Annotated in this window: 23 protein-coding genes; 9 read left to right on the top strand and 14 right to left on the bottom strand. The window is 61.2% G+C overall.

The window, feature by feature from the left end; all coding sequences use genetic code 11:
* Positions 1–143: 143 nt before the first annotated feature.
* The 3 genes from L362_RS21000 to L362_RS21010 are packed head-to-tail and all read left to right on the top strand — an operon-like array spanning position 144 to position 1,983.
* On the top strand, positions 144–758 hold the full coding sequence (locus L362_RS21000; protein ID WP_008501010.1) for a methylthioribulose 1-phosphate dehydratase: 615 nt from the start codon (positions 144–146) through the stop codon (positions 756–758).
* Positions 755–1,444, top strand: coding sequence for an acireductone synthase (mtnC, locus tag L362_RS21005; protein WP_008501009.1), 690 nt, complete (start codon positions 755–757; stop codon positions 1,442–1,444). Before L362_RS21000 ends, mtnC begins: the two co-directional genes overlap by 4 nt.
* Positions 1,441–1,983, top strand: a complete 543-nt coding sequence (locus tag L362_RS21010) for a 1,2-dihydroxy-3-keto-5-methylthiopentene dioxygenase (RefSeq protein WP_008501008.1) — start codon at positions 1,441–1,443, stop codon at positions 1,981–1,983. Before mtnC ends, L362_RS21010 begins: the two co-directional genes overlap by 4 nt.
* Before the next feature lie 53 nt (positions 1,984–2,036).
* On the opposite strand, the gene L362_RS21015 is transcribed toward L362_RS21010, so the two are convergent.
* Together L362_RS21015 and mtnA are read right to left on the bottom strand one after the other, a co-directional pair.
* Positions 2,037–2,507: an SRPBCC family protein gene (locus L362_RS21015; protein ID WP_023343575.1), complete on the bottom strand. Its 471-nt coding sequence runs from the start codon at positions 2,505–2,507 to the stop codon at positions 2,037–2,039.
* 42 nt (positions 2,508–2,549) lie between these two features.
* On the bottom strand, positions 2,550–3,566 hold the full coding sequence (gene mtnA / locus L362_RS21020; protein WP_023343574.1) for an S-methyl-5-thioribose-1-phosphate isomerase: 1,017 nt from the start codon (positions 3,564–3,566) through the stop codon (positions 2,550–2,552).
* Between the two features lie 104 nt (positions 3,567–3,670).
* Between mtnA and mtnK the strand changes: the two genes are divergently transcribed.
* Positions 3,671–4,870, top strand: a complete 1,200-nt coding sequence (gene mtnK, locus L362_RS21025; protein WP_023343573.1) for an S-methyl-5-thioribose kinase — start codon at positions 3,671–3,673, stop codon at positions 4,868–4,870.
* A gap of 87 nt (positions 4,871–4,957) precedes the next feature.
* On the opposite strand, the gene L362_RS21030 is transcribed toward mtnK, so the two are convergent.
* From L362_RS21030 to L362_RS21045, 4 genes are all read right to left on the bottom strand, one after another.
* Entirely contained in the window at positions 4,958–6,199 is a 1,242-nt protein-coding gene (locus L362_RS21030) for an LVIVD repeat-containing protein (protein ID WP_023343572.1), read from the bottom strand.
* Positions 6,200–6,282: 83 nt separating this feature from the next.
* Entirely contained in the window at positions 6,283–7,347 is a 1,065-nt protein-coding gene (locus tag L362_RS21035; RefSeq protein ID WP_023343571.1) for a sugar ABC transporter substrate-binding protein, read from the bottom strand.
* Positions 7,348–7,366: 19 nt separating this feature from the next.
* On the bottom strand, positions 7,367–8,362 hold the full coding sequence (locus L362_RS21040; protein WP_023343570.1) for an ABC transporter permease: 996 nt from the start codon (positions 8,360–8,362) through the stop codon (positions 7,367–7,369).
* Positions 8,359–9,861, bottom strand: a complete 1,503-nt coding sequence (locus L362_RS21045; protein WP_023343569.1) for a sugar ABC transporter ATP-binding protein — start codon at positions 9,859–9,861, stop codon at positions 8,359–8,361. The genes L362_RS21040 and L362_RS21045 overlap by 4 nt, the downstream gene beginning before the upstream one ends.
* Positions 9,862–10,020: 159 nt before the next feature.
* Between L362_RS21045 and L362_RS21050 the strand changes: the two genes are divergently transcribed.
* From L362_RS21050 to L362_RS21065, 4 genes are all read left to right on the top strand, one after another.
* Positions 10,021–11,109, top strand: coding sequence for an oxidoreductase (locus L362_RS21050; protein WP_023343568.1), 1,089 nt, complete (start codon positions 10,021–10,023; stop codon positions 11,107–11,109).
* A gap of 57 nt (positions 11,110–11,166) precedes the next feature.
* Positions 11,167–11,910: an SDR family NAD(P)-dependent oxidoreductase gene (locus L362_RS21055; RefSeq protein ID WP_023343567.1), complete on the top strand. Its 744-nt coding sequence runs from the start codon at positions 11,167–11,169 to the stop codon at positions 11,908–11,910.
* Positions 11,911–12,093: 183 nt separating this feature from the next.
* On the top strand, positions 12,094–12,390 hold the full coding sequence (locus tag L362_RS21060; RefSeq protein ID WP_023343566.1) for a type II toxin-antitoxin system RelE family toxin: 297 nt from the start codon (positions 12,094–12,096) through the stop codon (positions 12,388–12,390).
* Complete coding sequence (locus L362_RS21065) at positions 12,371–12,775, top strand: helix-turn-helix domain-containing protein (RefSeq protein WP_008500997.1); 405 nt, start codon at positions 12,371–12,373, stop codon at positions 12,773–12,775. The genes L362_RS21060 and L362_RS21065 overlap by 20 nt, the downstream gene beginning before the upstream one ends.
* On the opposite strand, the gene L362_RS21070 is transcribed toward L362_RS21065, so the two are convergent.
* The 7 genes from L362_RS21070 to entC all read right to left on the bottom strand — a co-directional run bounded on the left by L362_RS21070 (position 12,772) and on the right by entC (position 20,106).
* On the bottom strand, positions 12,772–12,969 hold the full coding sequence (locus tag L362_RS21070; protein ID WP_006809671.1) for a YbdD/YjiX family protein: 198 nt from the start codon (positions 12,967–12,969) through the stop codon (positions 12,772–12,774). The genes L362_RS21065 and L362_RS21070 overlap by 4 nt on opposite strands.
* Before the next feature lie 59 nt (positions 12,970–13,028).
* Entirely contained in the window at positions 13,029–15,134 is a 2,106-nt protein-coding gene (gene cstA / locus L362_RS21075; RefSeq protein ID WP_008500996.1) for a pyruvate/proton symporter CstA, read from the bottom strand.
* 145 nt (positions 15,135–15,279) lie between these two features.
* Entirely contained in the window at positions 15,280–15,693 is a 414-nt protein-coding gene (gene entH / locus L362_RS21080; RefSeq protein ID WP_008500995.1) for a proofreading thioesterase EntH, read from the bottom strand.
* A complete protein-coding gene (gene entA, locus L362_RS21085) occupies positions 15,694–16,446 on the bottom strand; it encodes a 2,3-dihydro-2,3-dihydroxybenzoate dehydrogenase EntA (RefSeq protein ID WP_023343565.1) in 753 nt (250 codons plus the stop codon).
* The gene (locus L362_RS21090) at positions 16,446–17,300 is read right to left on the bottom strand and encodes an isochorismatase (protein WP_023343564.1); all 855 of its coding nucleotides are present in this window, start codon (positions 17,298–17,300) and stop codon (positions 16,446–16,448) included. Before L362_RS21090 ends, entA begins: the two co-directional genes overlap by 1 nt.
* A 10-nt stretch (positions 17,301–17,310) precedes the next feature.
* A complete protein-coding gene (gene entE / locus L362_RS21095; RefSeq protein ID WP_023343563.1) occupies positions 17,311–18,921 on the bottom strand; it encodes a (2,3-dihydroxybenzoyl)adenylate synthase EntE in 1,611 nt (536 codons plus the stop codon).
* A gap of 9 nt (positions 18,922–18,930) precedes the next feature.
* Positions 18,931–20,106: an isochorismate synthase EntC gene (gene entC / locus L362_RS21100; RefSeq protein WP_023343562.1), complete on the bottom strand. Its 1,176-nt coding sequence runs from the start codon at positions 20,104–20,106 to the stop codon at positions 18,931–18,933.
* 188 nt (positions 20,107–20,294) lie between these two features.
* Between entC and fepB the strand changes: the two genes are divergently transcribed.
* The gene (fepB, locus tag L362_RS21105; RefSeq protein WP_023343561.1) at positions 20,295–21,254 is read left to right on the top strand and encodes a Fe2+-enterobactin ABC transporter substrate-binding protein; all 960 of its coding nucleotides are present in this window, start codon (positions 20,295–20,297) and stop codon (positions 21,252–21,254) included.
* Positions 21,255–21,331: 77 nt separating this feature from the next.
* Here fepB and entS read toward each other — a convergent pair whose 3' ends face one another.
* A complete protein-coding gene (gene entS, locus L362_RS21110) occupies positions 21,332–22,570 on the bottom strand; it encodes an enterobactin transporter EntS (protein ID WP_023343560.1) in 1,239 nt (412 codons plus the stop codon).
* Positions 22,571–22,671: the final 101 nt, after the last annotated feature.

Raw genomic sequence — 22,671 nt, 5'->3', positions numbered from 1 at the left:
CAGGAAGGCGGCAAGGGAACGAATCCCCGGGAGCGTACATAAGTACGTGACTGGGGTGAGTGAGTGCAGCCAACGCACCTGCAACTTGAAGTATGACGGGTATAAACCATATGAATATTCCTGGCCGAGAGGGTAAAAGGAAAATGACAGACAACCTGCAACTCACGCATCTGGTCGACGCCTGCCGCTGGATCGGTGCCAAAGGCTGGGCGCCCGCTACCGGCGGTAACATGTCGGTGCGTCAGGACGAACATCTCTGCTGGCTCAGCGAATCCGGCAAAGACAAAGGTAGCCTCACAACCGATGACTTTCTGCAGGTGGAGATCGCCACCAACCGCGCGCCGTCCGGTCGTAAACCGTCGGCGGAGACCGGTCTGCACACGCTGATTTATCGCCTGTTCCCGGAAGCCAACGCCGTGCTGCACGTTCACACGGTTAACGCCACGGTGCTGTCGCGTCTGGTCAAAGAGGCCGAGCTCACCATCAGCGGCTTTGAGATGCAAAAATCCCTCACCGGACAAACCACGCATCTGGACACGGTGGCTATCCCGGTCTTTGATAACGACCAGGATATCGACGCCCTCGCCTCACGCATCGCTCATTACGCCCAGGAACGGCCGCTTAATTATGGTTTTCTTCTGCGCGGTCATGGCTTAACCTGCTGGGGACGCGACGTGGCCGAAGCCCGGCGTCATCTGGAAGGATTAGAGTTCTTATTTGAATGCGAAATGCGTTTACGACAACTGGAGAGAGTATGATTCGCGCGATTGTGACGGATATTGAAGGGACCACCAGCGATATTCGTTTTGTCCATGATGTTTTGTTCCCCTACGCGCGTGAGCGACTGGCGGCCTTCGTGACCGCGCAGCAGTACGCCGAGCCGGTCAAATCCATTCTGGACAACCTGCGTGATGAAATCGCTAACCCACACGCCAGCGTCAGCGAACTTATCGACGCCCTGTTTGCCTTTATGGATGAAGACCGTAAATCCACGGCGCTTAAAGCGCTGCAGGGGATCATCTGGCACGACGGCTACGTTAACGGCGACTTTACCGGCCATCTCTACCCGGACGTGCTCCCGGCGCTGGAAAAATGGAAAGCGCAAGGGATTGATCTCTATGTTTATTCCTCTGGCTCCGTCGCCGCGCAGAAACTGTTATTTGGCTACAGCGACGAAGGTGATATTACTCATCTGTTCAGCGGCTATTTCGACACCCACATCGGCGCCAAGCGCGAGGTGCAGTCTTATCAGAACATTGCGGCGCAAACGGGCATCGCCCCGTCGCAGATCCTCTTCCTCTCCGATATTCATCAGGAGCTGGACGCGGCTGAACAGGCAGGTTTTCGTACCCTGCAGCTGATTCGCGGCGATGATGACGGCGCAAGCCACCACCATCAGGTCCACCAGTTTGACGAGATTAACCCGGAGCAGATCCCTTCATGAGCGCATTGACCATTTATTCCGACAAAGACGCCAGTCAACATCAGTGGCACAGCACCGACGCCGCCGAGATTGCCCAACAGCTGAACGCGAAAGGCGTGCGGTTTGAACGCTGGGCGGCGGATCGCGATTTAGGACACGATCCCGCGCCTGAAGCCGTGATCGCGGCGTATCAACATGCGATCGACAAACTGGTGGCAGAGAAGGGTTACCAGAGCTGGGACGTGATCAGCCTGCGCGCCGACAATCCGCAGAAAGACGCGCTGCGCGCGAAGTTCCTGAACGAACACACCCACGGCGAAGACGAAGTACGCTTTTTCGTGGAAGGCGCGGGCTTGTTCTGCCTGCACATCGGCGATGAGGTATATCAGGTCTTGTGCGAGAAAAACGACCTGATCTCCGTGCCCGCGGGCACGCCGCACTGGTTTGATATGGGCTCAGAGCCGAACTTTACGGCGATTCGTATTTTCGATAACCCGGAAGGCTGGGTTGCCCAGTTTACCGGTGACGCAATTGCGGATGCGTATCCACGCCTGGCCTGATCTTTTCTCCCTCTCCCTGTGGGAGAGGGTCGGGGTGAGGGCACCAGCGCGCACTAAGCGTTAAGCCCTTTCACATACCCCACCAGCTGATCCAGCACAATCCCCCACCCTTCGTGAAATCCCATCTGTTCATGCTGCTCGCGGATTTCCTTCGTGGGGTGGCGCGCAATCGCCGTATAGCGGGTTTTGCCCTCCCCGACGTCTTCCAGGAGCAAAATTGCCGTCATAAACGGCTTCTCGGCCGGTTTCCAGCCTTCGGTATAGCCGTCGGTAAAGACCAGCTTTTTCCCCGGGTCGATTTCAAGAAACACACCCCGGTTATCCATCCGCTGGCCGTCCACCTCAAACACGGTGTTGAACCGCCCGCCCACGCGCAGATCGAGGTCGCATTCGGTCACCTTATGGGGAGCAGGGATGAAAAAGTTTTTGATGTGTTCGGGCGTAGTCCAGCAGAGCCACAGGAGGTCGCGCGGTGCATCCACCACGCGTTCCAGTTTCAAGTCTGTTTCAGGGTCGAGCGTCACGATGTTGTCCTCTTAAGGGAGCCCCTTAAAGGATAGCCGGACTCAGGCAAATTTCCCTTCTGCAACCTCTTCCGGCGTGACCACGCCCGTATCCAGCACCCAGCCGCTAATCAGCGAGGCTGGGGTCACGTCAAACGCCGGGTTGTAGACCTGCGCGTTTTCCGGCGCCCACTGCACCGCGCCAAAGCTTCCGGCGACGCCCGTCACCTCGCTGGCGGCGCGCTGCTCAATCGGGATCGCGTCGCCGTTCGGGCAGTCCGGATCGAGGGTCGTTTGCGGGGCGGCCACGTAGAACGGAATGCCGTGGAATTTTGCCAGCACCGCCAGGGAGTAGGTGCCGATTTTGTTCGCCACGTCGCCGTTGGCCGCAATGCGGTCTGCGCCCACCCACACGGCGTCGACCTGCCCTTTCGCCATCAGGCTGGCGGCCATGGCGTCGGTAATCAGCTGATACGGCACGCCCAGCTCGCCCAGCTCCCAGGCGGTCAATCTACCGCCCTGCAGCAGAGGGCGGGTTTCATCCACCCAGACGTTGCTGACCTTGCCTTCCTGATGCGCGCGAGCAATCACCCCCAGCGCGGTGCCGACGCCCGCCGTTGCCAGCCCGCCGGTGTTGCAGTGGGTCAGCAGATGGCTGCCGGGCTTCACCAGCGCGCTGCCCGCGCTGGCAATCGCATCGCAAAGTCGTTTGTCTTCGTCAATCAGGCGCAGCGCTTCGGCCACCAGCGCCGGAACATACTCTTCCTGCCACAGCGCCCGCTTCATGCGGTCGAGGTTGTTCATCAGGTTCACCGCCGTCGGGCGGGACGCGCGCAGGGTTTCCAGCGCAACCGCCAGCTCGTCACGGCTTTTGCCGTTTTCCGCCAGCAGCGCCAGCAGCAGGCTTGCAGAGAGACCAATCAGCGGCGCGCCGCGCACCCGCAGGGCGTGAATATGTCCCACCAGCGCCTCTACCGTTGAGGCATCCAGCCAGCGTTTCTCCTGCGGAAGGGCCTGCTGGTCGAGAATAAAGAGCTGATTATCCGCTACCCGCAGGCTGGTCGTCTGTAATGTCTGCATGTCGTTAATTCCCTGTTGCGTTGTTGTAGCACATTGTGTCAGGATGAAATTCAGATGTATAGACGTCTACATGTCTTTATTAGCAAACCCGTGAGGAGCAGGCCATGTCGCAATACCGTACCTTTACCGCTCAGGACGCCGTGGAATATGCCAGGCAATTTGGCGGCCTTGACGATCCTTCATCGCTGGTGGAGGCGCAGGAGGTAGGCGACGGCAACCTCAATCTGGTGTTTAAAATTTTCGACAGCGCGGGCGTGAGCCGCATCATCGTCAAGCAGGCGCTGCCCTACGTGCGCTGCGTCGGCGAGTCCTGGCCGCTGACGCTGGATCGCGCCCGTCTGGAGGCGCAAACGCTGGTCGAGCACTACCGGCACAGCCCGCAGCACACCGTGAAAATCCACCACTTTGACCCGGAACTGGCGGTAATGGTGATGGAAGATCTCTCCAGCCATCGCATCTGGCGCGGCGAGCTGATCAAAAATAATTATTACCCGCAGGCGGCGCGTCAGCTGGGTGAATACCTCGCGCACGCGCTGTTCCACACCAGCGATTTCTTCCTGCATCCGCACGAGAAGAAAGCGCAGGTGGCGAAATTTATCAACCCGGAGATGTGTGAGATCACCGAAGATCTGTTCTTCAACGATCCGTACCAGATCCACGAACGCAACAGCTACCCGGCCGAGCTGGAAAATGACGTCGCCGCGCTGCGCGACGACGCCCAGCTGAAAATTGCCGTGGCCTCCCTGAAGCACCGCTTCTTTTCTCAGGCTGAAGCCCTGCTGCACGGAGACATTCACAGCGGCTCGATTTTTGTGGCCGACGGCAGCCTGAAGGCCATCGACGCCGAGTTCGGCTATTTCGGGCCGATGGGCTTTGATATCGGCACCGCCATCGGCAACCTGCTGCTCAACTTCTGCGGCCTGCCGGGACACCTGGGCATTCGCGATGCCGCCGCCGCGCGCGAGCAGCGCCTGACCGATATTCAGGAGCTGTGGAACACCTTCGCGGAGCGCTTCCAGGCGCTGGCGCACGAGAAAACGCGCGACGCGGCGCTCAGCGCGCCGGGCTATGCCTCCGCCTTCCTGAAAAAGGTCTGGCATGATGCCATCGGCTTCTGCGGCACCGAACTCATTCGCCGCAGCGTCGGGCTTTCCCACGTCGCGGATATCGACACCATTCAGGACGAGGCGATGCGCCACGAGTGCCTGCGCCACGCGATAACGCTCGGCAAGGCGCTGATTGTGATTGCTGACCGTATCGACAGCGCGGAAGATCTGGTGGCGCGGGTGCGGCAGTACAGTTGAGAACGTTTGCCCGGTGGCGCTGCGCTTACCGGGCCTACGGGTGCAAAATGTAGGCCGGGTAAGGCAAAGCCGCCACCCGGCAAAAACTCATCCTAAATACTCAATCACCGACAGCCCGCCGTTATAGTCCGTGCTGTAGATAATCCCCTGCGCATCCACAAACACGTCACACGACTGGATCACCTGCGGGCGATTCGGGCGGGTATCCATCATTTTCGCCGGCGCGGCAGGCACCAGCGCCCCCGTTTCAACCGGCCGATACGGATTGGAGATGTCATACGCGCGCACGCCCGCATTCTGCCAGGTGGCAAAAATCAGCGTTGAGCTGACAAAGCTTCCCGGCCGGTTCTCGTGCAGGTTGTGCGGGCCGAAATGCGCCCCTTTCGCCACGTAGTCGATTTCATCCGGCTGCGGGAAGGTAGAGATGCTGACCGGGTTCGACGGCTCGCGGATATCAAACAGCCAGATCAGCTTCTCGCCGTCTTCCTGGTTATCGAGCACCGCTTCGTCCAGCACCACCAGCAGATCGCGGTCCGGCAGCGGCAGCGCGGTGTGCGTGCCGCCGCCAAACGGCGGACTCCAGTTACGGTGGCTAATGAGCTTAGGCTGGGTGCGATCCTTAACGTCCAGCAGCGTCAGGCCGCCGTCGCGCCAGCTGCCGTACGCGGTATCGCCGGCAATAATCGCATGGTGGAGCGCGTAGCGTTTCCCTTCCGGCCAGTTAGGCTTCTCCCCTTCTGCCTGATTCATCCCCGGCAGCCACCAGCGCCCTGCCACCTCAGGCTTACGCGGGTCGGCCAGGTCAATCGTCAGAAAGATGTAGTCGGTAAAGCCGTCAATAAGCGCCGACACGTACGCCCAGCGGCCCCCGACGTACCAGATGCGGTGAATGCCAATGCCGCTCAGCGGCAGAAAGCCGATTTCGCGCGGTCTGTCCGGCGTGGAGATATCAAACACGCGCAGCCCGGCGCTCCAGCCTTTGTCCTGCACATCGCGGACGGTCTCCCCCACCTGCCGGGTGTAGTAGACCTTCTCGTCGGCAAAACGCGCATCGGCAAACAGATCCCGGGCGTTGATGACCAGCAGCAGGTCATCATGCGCCTGGAGGTGCACGTTCCAGGTGCCGGGCGGCGCGGGAACATAGCCCGCGGGTTTCGGGTTTTTCGGGTCGCGCACGTCCACTATCGAAAAGCCCTGCGACACCATATGGCCGATCCAGGCGAAACCGCGGTGCACCATCAGCTGCACGCCGTCCGGGCGACCGCCCTGATCGCTGTGGCCAATCAGCCGCATATTGCGGCTGTATTCGGGAGGGGGTAAATGAGTCACCTTGAGCTCCTTTCGCCGGGTGGCGGCTGCGCCTTACCCGGCCTACCAAACCGTAGGCCCGGTAAGCGAAGCACCACCGGGCATTATTTTGACCTGGCTTCCAGCGTCGCAAACCACGGCGCAATGAAATCTTCCGTCTGTCCCCAGCCCGGAATGATTTTCCCCAGCGACGCCACGTTCACCGCGCCCGGCTGGGCGGTCAGCAGCGTCTGCGGAATAGCGGCCGCCTTAAAATCGTAGGTCGCAGGCGTGGCTTCCCCGGCAATCTTATTGGCGATCAGGCGCACGTTGGTCGCCCCAATCAGCTTCGGATCCACCGCCACGCTCACCTTCCACGGGCTGCCCGGCTCGCGCATCAGCTGCAGATCCTGGTTGGAGATGTCGATGCTGTAGAGCTTGATCTCGGTACGACCGTTCTCCTTCAGCGCCTTATACGCGCCCTGGCTGAAGGCGTCCCAGGTTCCCCAGATGGCGTCGATTTTGCCTTTCGGGTATTTCGCGAGGATCGCGCCCACCTTGTTGGCGGTGTCGCCCTGCACGTCAGAGGAGACCGCGCCGATAGACTCCAGCTCTTTGATGTCCGGGTACTGTTTTTGCAACTCTTTATACGCCGCCTGACGACGCTCCATCGGCGGGAAGCCCGCTACCCACAGCTTGACGATATTGGCCTTGCCGTTGAAATCTTTCGCCAGCTGGCCGAAGGAGAGATTCGTCAGAGAGGCATCGTCCTGTTGGGTCACGGTTACGCCCGGGATCTCGCCGTTGACGGCGGTATCAAATACCGCGACCTTAATCCCGGCGTCCACCGCCTTCTTCACCAGCGCGGTGGAGTACGGATCGCGGCCCTGAGACAGGATAATCCCGTCGTACTTCTGGCTGATGGCCTGGTTCACGAAGTCCTGGAATTTGGCGTCGTCCCCGTTGCTTAAAAAGGTGCTGACCTTAAAGCCAAGCTTCTTTCCTTCCTGAATGGCCCCGGCAATAAACTGCGTGGTGTTGTCGTCTGAGCCGAGGTTACGGATCACCGCGATGCGGATCGGGCCGTCATGGTTGGCAATGGCCGCCGGGAGCGGTGCGGGCGTGGCCGCGAAGCCAGGCAGAGCGGTGAATAACCCTAATGCCACCAAAGAGAGTGCAATCTTTTTCATTTTTTATCCCGTTGTGTTGTCAGCGTTTTTGTATGTAGGTAATCGCCAGCGCTACCGCGAGCACCAGCCCTTTTATAATGTCCATGGCGTAATACGGCACGGAGAGCATCACCAGCCCGTTCGACAGCACGCCGAGAATCACCGCCCCCACCAGCGTGCCCAGGGCATTCGGCTTGCCGGACCCGGCCAGCGAGAAGCCGATCCACGCCGCCGCCACCGCATCCATCAGATAACCGCCGCCCGCGTTCACCTGCGATGAGCCAATGCGCGAGGCCAGCAAAATCCCGCCCAGGCCCGCCAGCAGGGAGGCAATCACGTAGGCCGCCACCTTGTAGCGGGTGGTGCGAATCCCCGAGAGGCGCGCCGCTTCCGGGTTACCGCCAATGGCGTACATCCGGCGTCCGTGAGTGGTGAGCGACAGCCCCAGCTGCGCCAGCACCGTCACCACCAGCATGACGATCACGATAGTCGGTACCTGTCCCAGCAGGCTGAACGTCGCAGGGATGGTGCCTTCCGCCATGTCGCCGCTCGGCAGCACCATGTTCTCGGTAATCGACCCGCCGTAGCTGTAGGTCATCGCCACGCCCTGAATGACAAACAGGCTGGCCAGCGTCGCGAGCATGTCCGGAATGCGCAGGATAACGATCAGAAAGGCGTTAAACAGGCCGACCAGCGTGCAGAGCGCGAGGGTGATCAGAATCGACTCGGTGGTGCCGAAGCCGTGCCAGACGAACAGGGAAATCACCAGCGCGTTCGCCAGCGACGCGGTCGATCCTACGGACAGATCGAACCCGCCAATGGTCAGCGAGATCGACACGCCGATGGCAATCACCGTCACGATGGCAATCGAACGCAGAATATTGATGATATTGTTCGGATCGAGGAAGCTGTCCGACGCCAGGCCAAAGACGGCCACCAGCGCGACGACGGTTAACAGCATGCCCCACTTGTAGAGAAAATCGAAAATCTGCTGACGGCCAGACGCCGCCGCGTTTACTGAAAGGGCCTTGCTCACGACGCCGTTCCTCCGGTTGAATAATAAAGTAGTGTCTCTTCACGGGCCTCGGCCCCGGCGATTTCCGCCACGATGCGCCCGTCCCACAGCACGCAGATGCGGTCGCACAGCCCGACCAGTTCGGCAAATTCGCCCGAGGCGTAAATCACCCCTTTGCCCTCGCGCGCCAGGCCGTCAATCAGCTGGAACAGATCGGTTTTGGCCTTCACGTCCACGCCTTTGGTCGGCTCGTCGAAGATCAGCACGCTCGCGTCATTGCGCAGCCATTTGCCGATGGCGATCTTCTGCTGATTGCCGCCGGAGAGACGTCGCAAAACCTGCCCGGGACCGCGGGCGCGAACGCCGACGCGGGCGATCACCTCCTCCGCCCAGCGCCACGCCTGACGATGGCCGAACAGGCTCCAGCGCGAGAAGCTGTTATCGGCGCACACGGCAAGGTTCATGCTCACCGGCTCGTCGATAAAAATGCCCTCTTTGCGCCGCTCTTCCGGCACCAGCGCCAGCCCGCGCAGCACCGAGTCCGCCGGGTCGCGCGGCTGCCAGGGCTGTTGATTCAGCTCACCGCGCGCCACGCGGCTTTTGCTGGCGCCAAACAGCGCCTTACAGAGTTCTGTTTTGCCCGCGCCCGCCAGCCCGGCAATACCGAGAATTTCGCCCTTGCGCAGGTGCAGAGAGATATCTTTCAGCAGCGCGTCGTCGTGCAGCCCTTCTACCCGCAGCAGCGTTTCGTCGCCGTGCGGCGGCCGCGCGGGCGGGTAGATATCGCTGAGCACGTGGCCGAGCATCTTCTCGACGATCGCTTCGCCGCTCAGATCGGCCATCGGGCCGGACTCAATCAGCTTGCCGTCGCGCAGCACCGTCAGGGTGTCGCAGATGGCCTTCAGCTCGTGAATGCGGTGTGAGATAAACACCACGCCGATGCCCTGCTGCTTTAACCGTCTCACCACCGCAAACAGGCGCTCACTCTCGTGCGCGTCCAGCGGCGCGGTGGGCTCATCAAGAATGAGAAAACGGCAGTGGTGTGACAGCGCACGCGCCAGCAAAATCTGCTGCTTTTCGGCAAGCGTGCAGCTGTCGATGGAGCGGAGAACGTCCAGAGAAACATCCAGCTGCGCCAGCGCCTGTCTCGCCTGCTGGCGGACGGCGCGCCAGCTGAAGCGATGCCCCGGCTGCGCCAGCTGGTCGAGCATGATGTTCTCGGCGATGCTTAATCCCGGGATCAGCGCCACGTCCACCTCCTGCTGCACGAGGTGGATGCCCAGCCGTTTGGCGTCCAGCGGCTCGCGGATGCTTACCGGCTGGTTATTAATGGAGATTTCGCCTTCATAGTGGTCGTGCGTCCCGCACAGCACCGCCATCAGCGTCGATTTCCCCGCGCCGTTGGCGCCGGTCAGCGCATGTACCGATCCGCCGGTTAAGGTGAAGTTCACGCGCGACAGCGCCTGAAAGCCGGAAAAGGCCAGGCTGATACCGCGCATTTCAAGGCGACTGGAAACCATCCGCGTAAATCCTTCATTACTCTTCTGATTTATCGAATTTTTCACAGCTCCGGTTGACTGACAACGACGGAAAAGGCATAAGTTAAAGCGAAATATTATTAGCCATCCGGATGTCCAGACATAACATCGGGTTAGCGCTTGCTAAAAAAGGACAACACCATGAGCAACACCGATATCCGCGTCGTGCCTGGCCCGGCGAACTACTTCTCCCATTCCGGAAGCCTTGCGCGTCTGAATGACTTCTTTACCCCGGAGCAGCTTTCCCGCGCGGTGTGGATTTACGGCGAGCGCGCTATCGACGGCGCGCGCCCGTTCCTGCCGGAGAGCTTTCACGCGCCGGGAGCGAAACACCTGCTTTTTAAAGGCCACTGCAGCGAGCGCGACGTCACCCATCTGGTGGACGAATCCGGCAGTGACGCCAGCGTGGTGATTGGCGTCGGCGGCGGCGCGGTGCTGGATACGGTCAAGGCCGTAGCGCGTCGTCTGGGGGTGCCGTTCGTGGGCATCCCCACCATTGCCGCCACCTGCGCGGCGTGGACGCCACTCTCCGTCTGGTACAACGATGCCGGTCAGGCGCTGCAGTTTGAGATCTTCGATGACGCCAACTTCCTGGTGCTGGTGGAGCCGCAGATCGTTCTCAACGCCCCGGCCGAATACCTGCTGGCGGGTATCGGCGATACGCTGGCGAAGTGGTACGAAGCGGTGGTGTTGGCACCTGAGCCGGAGAACCTGCCGCTGACCGTGCGGCTTGGCCTTAACGGCGCGCTGGCGATCCGCGACGTGCTGCTGGAGCACAGTGAGGAAGCGCTGGCCGACCAGCAGCGCGGCGAACAGACGCAGGCGTTCCGGGACGTGGTGGACGCGATTATCGCCGGCGGCGGGATGGTCGGCGGTCTGGGCGAGCGCTATACCCGCGTGGCGGCGGCGCATGCGGTGCACAACGGCTTAACCGTGCTGCCGCAGACGGAAAAATACCTGCACGGCACCAAGGTGGCCTACGGCATTCTGGTCCAGAGCGCCCTGCTCGGCCAGGACGACGTGCTGGCGCAGCTGGTGGCGGCGTACCGGCGCTTTAACCTGCCGACCACGCTTCGCGCGCTGGACGTCGATATTCACAACCGTGACGAGCTGGATAAGGTGATAGCCCACACCCTGCGTCCGGTGGAGTCAATTCACTCTCTGCCGGTGACGTTAACGCCCGACGTTCTGCGCGCCGCGTTTGAGAAGGTGGAATCCTTCAGCCGTTAATCGCGCCGACAGGCTATACCTAATGATGATTCTCACCACTCTCGTCACGAGGTCATCATGCAGATCGATTTAACAGGTAAAAAGGCGCTGGTTACCGGCGCCAGCCGTGGATTGGGTCGGGCTATCGCGCTGTCGCTGGCACGCGCCGGTGCCGATGTGGTTATTACGTATGAAAAATCCGCCGATAAAGCCCAGGCGGTCGCCGATGAAATTAAGGCACTTGGGCGGCACGGCGAAGCGATTCAGGCCGACAGCGCCAGCGCGCAGGCGATTCAGGATGCCGTCACCCATGCAGCGCGTTCCCTTGGCGGGCTGGATATTCTGGTCAACAACGCGGGTATCGCGCGCGGCGGCCCGCTGGAGTCCATGACCCTGGCGGACATCGACGCGCTGATCAACGTCAACATTCGCGGCGTGGTGATCGCCATTCAGGAAGCGCTGGTGCACATGTCCGACGGCGGGCGCATCATCAACATCGGCAGCTGTCTGGCAAACCGCGTGGCGATGCCGGGCATTGCCGTTTACTCGATGACCAAGTCTGCCCTTAACTCCCTCACCCGCGGCCTGGCGCGCGATCTGGGCCCGCGCGGCATTACCGTTAACCTGGTGCATCCCGGCCCCACCAACAGCGATATGAACCCGGAAGACGGCGAACAGGCGGAAGCCCAGCGCCAGATGATCGCGCTCGGTCACTACGGCCAGCCGGAAGACATCGCGGCGGCGGTCACCTTCCTCGCCAGCCCGGCGGCCGGGCAGATCTCCGGCACAGGGCTGGATGTCGACGGCGGGTTGAACGCCTGATCGCACCTTTTCTACAAGCCTCTGTCGCCCGGCAGAGGCCTTGTCGAGCCGCCTCGATGTTTCGCTTTTTACCGCTTACTTCCGTTTTATGTCCGCTCTACAGTACCCCATAAGAAATTCGGAATTTATCTAATAGTCTTATTATTTCCTTATAATTTGTGTGGGCGTACAGTGGAGGTACGGATGAAGATTGTCTGGTCTAATGGTGCAAAAAAGGCTTTTTCCAGAATTGACGAGCGGTATCAACGCCGCATTGAGGTAAAGCTTGCCGAACTGGATGATCGCTCGGCACCCCGGCCCGATATCAAAAAAATATCGGCGACAGAAAATCATTTCCGGCTACGCGTTGGCGATTACCGCATCATCTATACGCTTCGGGACGATCCCGATAACCATTGTTATGTTTTAGCCGTCAAGCTCAGAACTTCAACGACTTACCTGCATGAGGAGAAAGCCACCTATGGCTGTTCAGCTAATTAAGGACGATAACGGTAAAACGCAGTATGTGGTTATTCCTTATCACGAATACTTCCGCATGTGCTCACAGATGGCAGAGATCGACGACGAAACCGATGACGATCTGGAGGATATTGAGGTCGAACACGATAGTCTGGATGACGTGGAATTGCCCGGAGACGTGTGCAGCATCATGACCTGGCAGAACGTCAGCCTGCAGGCCGCGTGGCGTATCCTGCGCGGGCTATCCCAGCAAGAGGTGGCGGAGAAACTCGGCATCAGCCAGTCCGCCGTGTCACAGCTGGAAGCGCTGGACTCCCGTCCGCAAAAGCGCACCCGCGAAAAGCTGGCGGCGATCTACGGCTGTAAGCAGGAGCAGATCAGCCTCTATCTCCCGAAAGAGGGTTAACAGCACTTCGCCCCGCCCTTGCCACCGTAGCGGGCGTCCTGGCGGTCGCGGAAAAATTCTTCGTAGGTCATGGGCGTCTGGTCTGGATGATTGACGCGCATATGCTCGACGTAGTTGTCGTAGTCCGGCACGCCAATCATCATTTTGGCGGCCTGGCCCAGGTACTTACCGGCTTTGGAAAGGGTGTCGAACATAGTTCTGATCTCACAGGGAATGTAGGCCGGGTAAGCGCTAGCGCCACCCGGCACACGGGTTAATGCGCCCCTTTGGCCTGGGTCACAATCTCTTCCAGGTTTTCAGGCATTGGCTCATACGGCGTCTCTTTCGCCGTTGGCGCGTCGACTTTCAACGCCGCCAGCGCGGTCCTGAGAGAATACAACGCCAGCACCACGACCACCACCATAAAGAAGATGGTCAGCCCGGCGTCCAGACGGTTGTTAAACACCAGCTGCGACAGCTGCGATTCGGTGTACTGTGCCGGGATCTTGCCGCTGTCGATCATCGCCTGGAACTTGTTGGCAATCGCCAGGAAGCCCACCTTGTTATCCGGGCTGAAGGCCTTCTGCCAGCCCGCCGTCAGGGTACAGATCAGCAGCCACGCGGTCGGCACCAGCGCCACCCACGCATAGCGCTGGCGCTTCATCTTGAACAGCACCACCGCACAGAGCATCAGCGCCATGCCCGCCAGCATCTGGTTGGCGATACCGAACAGCGGCCACAGGGTGTTAATCCCGCCCAGCGGATCGACCACGCCCTGATGCAGGAAATAGCCCCACGCCAGCACGCACAGCGCCGTCGCCAGCAGGTTAGCCGGGAGCGAATCGGTCCGCTTCAGGTTCGGGGAGATGACGCCCAGCAGATCCTGCAGCATAAAGCGCGCCGCACGGGTTCCCGCATCCACCGCCGTCAGGATAAACAGCGCTTCAAACAGAATGGCGAAGTGATACCAGAACGAGACGTCCATCAGCCCGCCCAGCGCGCCGTGGAGAATATACGCCATGCCGACCGCCAGCGTCGGCGCCCCGCCCGCGCGGGAGATAATCGACTGCTCGCCCACTTCGCTGGCGATGCTCGTCAACGTTTCAGGCGTAATCGCAAAGCCCCAGCCGCTCACCACCTGCGCGGCAGACGCTACCACGTCAACGGTGCCGGCCGGGGCCAGTACCGCCATCGGGCTGTTCATCGCAAAGTAAACGCCCGGGTCGATAATACAGGCGGATACCAGCGCCATAATCGCCACGAAGGACTCCATCAGCATGCCGCCGTAGCCAATCAGGCAGGCCTGATTCTCGTTGGCCAGCATCTTCGGCGTGGTCCCGGAGGCAATCAGCGCGTGGAAGCCCGACACCGCACCGCAGGCGATGGTAATAAACAGGAACGGGAACAGATTGCCGGTCCAGACCGGGCCGGTACCGTCGATAAATTTGGTTAACGCCGGCATGGTCAGCGTAGGGCGCATAATCAGAATACCGATTGCCAGCCCGACAATGGTGCCGATTTTCAGGAACGTTGAGAGATAGTCACGCGGAGCCAGCAGCAGCCATACCGGCAGCACCGCCGCCACAAAGCCGTAGCCCACCAGCATCCAGGTCAGCTGCACGCCGGTAAAGTCGAAGAACGGCGCCCAGGTCGGGCTTTCCGCCACCCAGCCGCCGGAGATAATCGCGAACACCAGGAATACCAGGCCAATCACCGACACTTCACCAATGCGGCCCGGACGCAGGTAGCGGATGTAGATCCCCATGAACAGCGCCAGCGGAATGGTAAAGGCAACGGTATAGGTTCCCCACGGGCTGTGGGTCAGCGCTTTCACCACAATCATCGCCAGCACCGCGAGGATGATCACCATGATCATAAAGGTCGCCACCAGCGCAATCACCCCGGCAGTGGCCCCCATCTCCTCTTTCACCAGCTCACCCAGCGAACGTCCGTCGCGGCGGGTAGAGACGAACAGCACCATAAAGTCCTGCACCGCCCCCGCCAGCACCACCCCGGCGAGGATCCAGATCATCCCCGGCAGGTAGCCCATTTGCGCCGCCAGCACCGGCCCCACCAGCGGGCCTGCCCCGGCAATCGCCGCAAAATGGTGACCGAACAGCACCTTCTTGTCGGTCGGCACATAGTCCAGACCGTCGTTATGGCGGACGGCAGGCGTCATGCGCGTTGCATCAACGCCCAGGACGTTCTTGGCGATATAGCGGCCATAAAAGCGATAGGCGATCAGGTAAACGCAGACCGAGGCAACGACGATCCAGAGCGCGTTGATCTGCTCCCCCCGGTTGAGGGCGATATAGCCCAGGGCAAAAGCTCCCACAACGGAGAGCCCTGCCCATGTAAGGTATTTCCCTGAGTTGTTCATAGTTGTTGTCCGTTGTCGTGAAACAGTGAGATGTTACATTTTGTTTCTAGAACAACCGGAAAAATTTAACAACTTTGAAACGCAATAATGCGTGGTCAAACCAGAGATTTACACCACAGTGTTAAGCCGATCACTTTGATCTGAGTTAGCCCAGCACCATCGTACTTAACCGGCAGGTACAGCACCGCCGCCCCTGCTCGTCGAAGACCCCAATCTCCCAGCTCTGGCTCGAACGCCCAAGATGCAGCGGCTGACACACGCCGCGAACCTTGCCGTGGGATACCGCCCGATGATGCGTGGCGTTCAGCTCCGTGCCCACCACGCTCTGCCCGTCGCGGGTCATCAGAAATCCGGCCATTGAGCCAAGCGTTTCCGCCAGCGCCGCCGACGCCCCGCCGTGCAGCAGGCCAAACGGCTGATGGGTACGCGCATCCACCGGCATCTCCGCTTCCAGCGCGTCGTCCCCGAGGCGGGTATAGACGATGCCCAGGTTCGCCACCAGGGTATTCACGCTGGTGGCGTTCAGCTCCTCAAGCGATAAATGACGTTTCCAGATCATTTACGCCCCCAGCGTGGAGCCGCCGTCCACCACGATATCCTGCAGGGTGATGTGGCTGGCGGCATCGGAGGCAAGGAACAGCACGGTCGCAGCTATCTCCTGCGGTCGGGCAATTTTGCCCAGCGGGATGCCGAGCTTAAACTGCTCGCCGAAGCCGCGAATGCGCTGCTGCTCCGCATCGTCGCTTTTCCACAGGGTGCGCTGCATATCGGTATCCGTTGAGCCCGGCGACACCAGATTGCAGCGCACGCCGCTGCCCGCCAGCTCCAGCCCGACGGTCAGGGCCAGGCTTTTCAGCGCCGCTTTCGATGCGCCGTAGGCGCTCATGCCGATGCGCGGCGCGTGCGCCGCGTCGGACGCCACGGTGACTATCGCCCCGCCCTGCTGACGGCGGAACTGGCCCATCGTCTGCTGGAACAGGTTGAACGCACCGCCGACGTTGACCGCGAAGGTCTGCTGCCAGTCCTCCTGCGAGAGCTGGTCCGTCGCCCCCATGCGCAGAATGCCCGCCGCGTTGACCAGCACGTCCAGACGCTCAAGGGTATTAAGCAAACGGCCACACACATCGCTGACCTGAGCAAAATCCGCCACGTCCAGCGTTTCGGTGGCAAACGGATAATCATCCTGCGGGAAGGCCAGATCGAAGCCGGTCACCTGCGCGCCGGCTTCGGCAAACGCCAGTGCGGTCGCGTAGCCAATCCCCTTCCCCGCGCCCGTCACCCAGACGGTTTTGCCGGTGAAATCAAACACCATCACTTCACCTCGCGGGAGAGCAGCGCCCACCAGGCGTCGAGGGTCGGATTTTTGGCCAGCATCACGAAGTCGATATCGCCGTGTACTTTGCGCCAGCGGGCGGCCAGCGCCATCATGCGCACTGAATCCAGACCGTAGTCGATCAGGTTTTCGTCATCCATCGGCTCGTCGGACTCGTCCAGCAGCGGCAGGATCAGCGCGCGCAGCGCGGCCTTCGAGGCCGGAACGGACGGCAGCAGCTCGTCGGTCATCACCACGCGGCCAGAACGTCCTGCCACGTATTTCAGCGACATCAGGTGCTCGTCGCGGGTGAAGTCCGCCAGCGCGTCGGCAATAAAGAACGGCTTGATGTCGCGCATAAAGGCATCTGTGGCGGTGGTCATGCAGCCGATGTGGGCGTAAACGCCGGTAATCAGCAGCTGGTTGCGGCCGGTCTCTTTCAGCATCTGCTCCAGCGGCGAGCGGTGAAACGCGCTGTAGCGCCACTTCACCAGCACGGTGTCCGCTTCGTCCGGCGTCAGTTCAGCCACGATGCGCTGCTGCTCCGGCGAGCGGGTGAGGCCCGGCCCCCACATGTCGTTCAGCAGGGCGCGGTCTTCATCGCTCTGCTCTTTCGGCTGCGCGGTGTAATACACCGGGATATTGTGTTCTTTGCAGTACGCGCGCAGTTTAGTGATGTTCGCGACTACCTGCTGCATCATCGCGCTATTTTCGCCCCAGAAGTTCAGGAAGTACTCCTGCATATCGTGGATCAGCAGCGCGGCGCGCTCGGGCTCAAACGCCCAGTTCACCTTGCTGGTCGGCAACTCTGCGGCGGTCGGCAGCGCGTAAGCGGTTAATTTTGGAATGGCCATACTCTTTTCCTCAGCCCCGGGCGCGTTCAGCAAGCCACAGGCGCAACTGTTTCTTATCAACTTTGCCGACCGGCGTCAGCGGGAGCGCATCCACGCTCTCCACGCGGTCCGGCAGCTTAAATTCGGCGACTCCCTGCTCGCGCAGGAAGCGACGCACCTCGACCGCGCGCAGGGGCTGTTTCACCACCAGATACGCGCAGCTCTTCTCGCCCAGCAGGCTGTCCTCCATGCTCACCAGCGCGGCGTGGATCACCGACTCATGGCGCAGCAGCAGGTTCTCGATCTCCTCGGCGGCGATCTTCTCGCCGCCGCGGTTGATCTGATCTTTCTCGCGCCCCTGCACGGTGATGTAGCCCTGCTCGTCAATGGCGATCAGATCCCCGGAGCAGTAAAAGCCGTCGGCGTCGAAGGCGCTGGCGTTGTGTTCCGGGCTGTTGAAATAGCCGCGGAAGGTGTACGGGCCGCGCGTCATCAGGCGTCCGACCTCCCCACGCGGCAGCGGATTGCCGTGCTCGTCCGCCACCCACACTTCGTCGTCCGGGCACATCGGGCGGCCCTGGGTGTTGATGATGCGTTCCGGGGCGTCGTCAAGCGCGGTGTAGTTCACCAGCCCTTCCGCCATGCCGAACACCTGCTGCAGCTGGCAGCCAATTTCCACCGGAATACGCGCCGCGAGCGTGGCGGAAAGGCGCGCGCCGCCCACCTGCAGCAGCTTCAGTGATTTAAGCTGCGCGCTGTCCGCCCCGTCGGCAATCGCCTGAAGCCAGAGGCTGACGGCAGGCGGCACCAGCGAGGTGACGTTAACCTGATGCTGTTCAATCAGCGGGAAGCAGAGCGTCGCGCTCGGATCGTTCGCCAGCACCACGCAGCCGCCTGCGGTAAAGACCCCCAGCGATCCCGGCGAGCTCATGGCGTAGTTGTGCGCCGCGGGCAGCGCGTTCAGGTAACGCGTTTCGGCGGTAATGCCGCAGATCTCGTTGCTGCGACGAATGCTGTAGTCATAGTCGTTGTGCGTTCGCGGGATCAGCTTCGGCGTGCCGGTGCTGCCGCCGGAGAGCTGGAAGAACGCCACTTCGTCGGCGGGCGTCGGGTTCGGGATGAAGTTGTCCGCGGGACGCGCAATCGCCGCGTCCAGGGCATGTTCACCCTTATCGCCGCGCAGCAGCACGACGCGTACCGAACGGTGTTCCCCCACGAAAGCGTTGAGGAAGTCATCGCCCGCAAACAGCGCGTGGTCGCGATCGGCGATCAGCACGGCGGGTTTGATCTGCGCCGCGTAGGCGTTGAGTTCGCTACGCTGATGGCTAAAGAGCGCGTTCACCGGCGCGACGCCGATTTGCAGCAGCGCGAAGAAGGTCATGTAGAACTCGGCCACGTTGCCAAGCTGCACCAGCGCCGTCTCGCCGCGCTGCAATCCTCGCGCCTGAAGGGCTGAGGCCAGGTTGCTTACGGCCTGATTCAGCGCGCGGTAGGTAATGTGGCGATCGCTATCGATAATCGCCACCGCATCGCTGTCCGCCCGATCCGTCAGGATGTGGGTCAACGGCAGATCCTGCCAGTAGCCTTTTTCACGGTAGCGGCGGGCAAAATCCTCAGGCCAGCGGGTAAAGGGAATGGTCATGCGTCTTCCTTAGTGCAAACCAAACACGTTGAGCATGGTGGAGAGCTTTACGCCCGTCTCGCGCCACTCGCCCACCGGGGAGGAGGCAGGCACAATGCCCGCGCCGGCAAACAGGCGAACGGTATTTTCGCGAAGACGCGCGCAGCGGATGGTCACCACCCACTCGCCGTTGCCTTCGCTGTCGCACCAGCCAACGATGCCGCCGAACAGCTCGCGGTCGAACGGCTCCAGTTCGGCAATCAGCTCTTTCGCCGCCTGATGCGGGAAGCCGCTCAGCGCCGGGGTCGGGTGCAGCAGGCAGGCCAGCGTCAGGGCGTTCTCGTTTTCACGCGCCTCGCCTTCTACCGGCGTCGCCAGATGCCACAGCGTCGGCGTGGTAATCAACTGAGGAGAATCAGGCATGCTGAGATGGTGGCTGCGCGGTGCCAGAATGGTCTTCATCGCCTGGGTGACCAGGTCGTGCTCGTGACGGTCCTTTTCGGAGGCCAGCAGCTTGTTGCCCGCCTCGCGATCCAGCACATCGTCAGGCTGACGGCGCGCGGAGCCCGCCAGCGGCAGCGAGCTAAAGTGCGCCCCCTCTTTGCGCAGCAGCAGCTCCGGGCTGGCGCCCAGCAGCACCCCGCCGTCTTCCAGCGGCACGTGGAAGTTGAAGCTCGCCGGGTTCTGGGCGATCAGGCGCTCCATCAGAGCGCCGCTGTCCAGGCGTTTGTCGGTCGCGATATCAATCAGGCGCGACAGGACCACCTTGTTCACCTGCGGCGTGGCGGTCAGCGACGCGGCGCGAGCGACCATCTCTTCGAAGACGGGCTGCGGCGGGATCTCGGCGCGTTGTGCCACCTTCAGGGCCTGCACGCCGGAAAAATAACGTGCGGACTGCTGACGTGCGGGACGGGAAAAGGTCTCCCAGCGTTGCGGAATAAACAGCGACGAGGGCTTGCGGGTGTCGAACGGGATCGCCCCCACCATCACCGGGTGAGCAATACCGCTGGCTTTTGCCGTGCGGAAGGCCTGGGCTAATTTTTGCTGGAAGCGACCCGCCGGATCGTCACCGCCGACGGCGGGTTCACTGAAGCGGGAAAAGCAGCCGGACGTGGTAAAGCTGCGGTAAGGCGACATAAAGAAAAAACGGTCTGATTCCAGCGTGGTTGCGGCGTGCTGAACTTCCTCAGCCAGGGACGTATCCATATCATCCTCCTCAAAATGATAAAAGAAGCAATAATGATTATCATTTATATTTTCGTCGGCTAACCTAATCCCACATCGCTTCGCTGTCAACCGTCGGGCAAATAACTTGCGCGACAAAAGCTTGCATCCCGTTGCGGCAAATATGAAAATGAGAAGCATTATCTCCAACAAAAACAGGATCCCGCGCTGTGAAATTCCCTGCCGTTTTCCGTAATCCCCTGCTTTTATTATCACTTTTTGTTTTAGGACTTACCTCAGCCGCAGCCGCCGACTGGCCGCGTCAGGTGACCGACAGCCGCGGGGTACATACCCTTGAGCACAAACCGACGCGCATTGTCTCCACCAGCGTGACCTTAACCGGCTCCCTGCTGGCCATTGACGCACCGGTCGTCGCCAGCGGCGCGACCACGCCGAACAACCGCGTGGCGGATGGACAGGGTTTCCTGCGCCAGTGGGGCGATATGGCGAAGCAGCGCAAGGTTGCCCGGCTGTATATCGGCGAGCCGAGCGCTGAAGCGGTGGCCGCGCAAATGCCGGACCTGATTTTGATCAGCGCCACCGGCGGGGATTCCGCGCTGGCGCTGTACGATCAGCTTTCCGCCATTGCGCCGACGCTTATCATCAACTACGACGACAAGAGCTGGCAGGCGCTGCTGACCCAGCTGGGCGAGATCACCGGACACGAAAAGCAGGCCGCAGAGCGCATTGCCGCGTTTGATAAACAGCTCGCGCAGGTGAAACAGCAGATGACGCTGCCGCCGCAGCCGGTGAACGCCATCGTCTACACCGCCGCCGCGCATTCCGCCAACCTTTGGACCACGGAATCGGCACAGGGCAAGCTGCTGCACCAGTTGGGCTTTACGCTGGCGAACCTGCCTGCCGGGTTGCAGACCTCAACAAGCCAGGGCAAGCGCCACGACATTATCCAGCTGGGCGGTGAAAACCTGGCGACGGGGCTGAACGGCGAAGGGCTGTTTGTGTTTGCCGGCGACGAGAAAGACGTGGCGGCGATTTACGCTAACCCGCTGCTGGCGCACCTGCCGTCGGTGAAAAACAAGCGCGTGTGGGCGTTGGGAACCGAGACGTTCCGCCTGGATTATTACAGCGCGATGCTGGTGTTGCAGCGTTTGAATGCGATGTTTAAATAACAGGCACGTTCCCCGTAGGCCCGGTAAGCGCAGCGCCACCGGGCGTTTTGTCGGGTGGCGGCTCCGCCTTACCCGACCTACAAGGTCACCACACTCTCCTGCCTGAACCGGCGCAATTCCACCAGCGCCACCAATAAGATCACACCAACCATTGCTAACACAAACCCGCTGCTGCTCGCCGACGCCGCCGGGCTCATTATCGCCCCCAGCCCGCCGAGGATCGCCGCGCCGATGGCATCGCCCGTGACGTTCTGCGCGGTCCACAGGCCGTTGATGCGCCCGAGCATCCCTTCCGGCGTCTGGGTCTGGATCAGGGTGTACTGCAGCAGCGAGCTGATGGCGCTCAGCCAGCCGAAGATCACCAGACACATCACCCCGAGCGCCCAGACCGGCATCAGGCTGAAGAAGCCAATGGCGATAAACGAGGCCAGCGTGGCAAGCAGCATAATCAACCCCGGCCGCGCGCTCTGCGCCAGGTTGCCGCTGGTGAGCGCCCCGCAGGCCGCACCGAGCGGAATGGCGGCGTACAGCACGCCAATCTCCGAGGCGCTCATCTGCCACTCGCCCGCCAGCGCCGGGTAGAGCACGCGCACGGCGCTCGCCATCGTCAGCAGGCCGCCGAGAAGCGCAATCCCGCCAATCAGCGGGTTGCTGAACAGGAAACGAATCGCGGCCATCAGGGACTTCAGCGGGTGCTCGCGTGGCTGCGGCGGGGGTGGCAGCAGCGGCAGGCGCAGCAGCGTCAGCGTGGTGATAAAGGTCCCTGCCGCGGCCAGGCCGTAGTTCCACGCCACGTTGCCGGTTGCCAGCAGCAGGCCGCCGACCATCGGCGAAATCACCGAGCCGAGGCGCACGGTGAGCATGGTGATCGCCCCCGCCTGCATCAGATTTTCTCGCCCGACCAGCGCGGGCGTCGCCGCCAGCAGCGCCGTCACGCCTAAGGAGGCAAAAAAGCCGTCCCACAGCCCGAGGGCATATATGGCCATCAGCGACGGCTCCGGCAGCATGGCGTTCAGACACAGCCCGATAAAGCCCACGCCGCAGGTGCCGCGCGCCAGCAGGATCAGCTTTTTACGCTCGTAGCGGTCCGCCAGCACGCCGCCGACCATCAGGCCGATAAACATCGCCCCGCCGGTTAAGGTGACGGATAGCCCTACCAGCCAGCTGGAGTGCGTCATCGTCTGGATCTGTACCGGTACGGCCACGCCGAGCAGGCCGAGGGACAAAATGGAGATAAAGCGGGCAATAAACACGGCGCGATACGCCGGGTGCGTTTTAAGCAGGCTGAGGTTGAGCAGCCAGGATTTTTGATTCATGACAAAGCCTTGAGTGTAATTCTACCCATTCCATGGGCGCACATGCTAACATAGCCAAATAAGATAGATAACGATAATCACTATCATTATCAAATCATGGA

Source organism: Enterobacter sp. MGH 16 (assembly GCF_000493175.1).
In the GTDB taxonomy this organism is placed as follows: domain Bacteria; phylum Pseudomonadota; class Gammaproteobacteria; order Enterobacterales; family Enterobacteriaceae; genus Enterobacter; species Enterobacter roggenkampii.
Note: the sequence above shows the minus strand (reverse complement) of the source record. Positions and strands in the feature narration are given on the sequence as shown.

Bases quoted from the DNA above. Each gene is read 5' to 3' on its own strand.
- mtnC (WP_008501009.1), top strand. From the start codon at position 755: ATGATTCGCGCGATTGTGACGGATATTGAAGGGACCACCAGCGATATT.
- entH (WP_008500995.1), bottom strand. From the start codon at position 15,693: ATGATCTGGAAACGTCATTTATCGCTTGAGGAGCTGAACGCCACCAGC.
- entA (WP_023343565.1), bottom strand. From the start codon at position 16,446: ATGGTGTTTGATTTCACCGGCAAAACCGTCTGGGTGACGGGCGCGGGG.
- L362_RS21050 (WP_023343568.1), top strand. From the start codon at position 10,021: ATGAGCAACACCGATATCCGCGTCGTGCCTGGCCCGGCGAACTACTTC.
- mtnK (WP_023343573.1), top strand. From the start codon at position 3,671: ATGTCGCAATACCGTACCTTTACCGCTCAGGACGCCGTGGAATATGCC.
- L362_RS21045 (WP_023343569.1), bottom strand. From the start codon at position 9,861: ATGGTTTCCAGTCGCCTTGAAATGCGCGGTATCAGCCTGGCCTTTTCC.
- L362_RS21065 (WP_008500997.1), top strand. From the start codon at position 12,371: ATGGCTGTTCAGCTAATTAAGGACGATAACGGTAAAACGCAGTATGTG.
- L362_RS21010 (WP_008501008.1), top strand. From the start codon at position 1,441: ATGAGCGCATTGACCATTTATTCCGACAAAGACGCCAGTCAACATCAG.
- L362_RS21070 (WP_006809671.1), bottom strand. From the start codon at position 12,969: ATGTTCGACACCCTTTCCAAAGCCGGTAAGTACCTGGGCCAGGCCGCC.
- L362_RS21055 (WP_023343567.1), top strand. From the start codon at position 11,167: ATGCAGATCGATTTAACAGGTAAAAAGGCGCTGGTTACCGGCGCCAGC.
- entC (WP_023343562.1), bottom strand. From the start codon at position 20,106: ATGGATACGTCCCTGGCTGAGGAAGTTCAGCACGCCGCAACCACGCTG.
- L362_RS21090 (WP_023343564.1), bottom strand. From the start codon at position 17,300: ATGGCCATTCCAAAATTAACCGCTTACGCGCTGCCGACCGCCGCAGAG.
- entS (WP_023343560.1), bottom strand. From the start codon at position 22,570: ATGAATCAAAAATCCTGGCTGCTCAACCTCAGCCTGCTTAAAACGCAC.
- L362_RS21000 (WP_008501010.1), top strand. From the start codon at position 144: ATGACAGACAACCTGCAACTCACGCATCTGGTCGACGCCTGCCGCTGG.
- cstA (WP_008500996.1), bottom strand. From the start codon at position 15,134: ATGAACAACTCAGGGAAATACCTTACATGGGCAGGGCTCTCCGTTGTG.
- mtnA (WP_023343574.1), bottom strand. From the start codon at position 3,566: ATGCAGACATTACAGACGACCAGCCTGCGGGTAGCGGATAATCAGCTC.
- L362_RS21060 (WP_023343566.1), top strand. From the start codon at position 12,094: ATGAAGATTGTCTGGTCTAATGGTGCAAAAAAGGCTTTTTCCAGAATT.
- entE (WP_023343563.1), bottom strand. From the start codon at position 18,921: ATGACCATTCCCTTTACCCGCTGGCCTGAGGATTTTGCCCGCCGCTAC.
- L362_RS21035 (WP_023343571.1), bottom strand. From the start codon at position 7,347: ATGAAAAAGATTGCACTCTCTTTGGTGGCATTAGGGTTATTCACCGCT.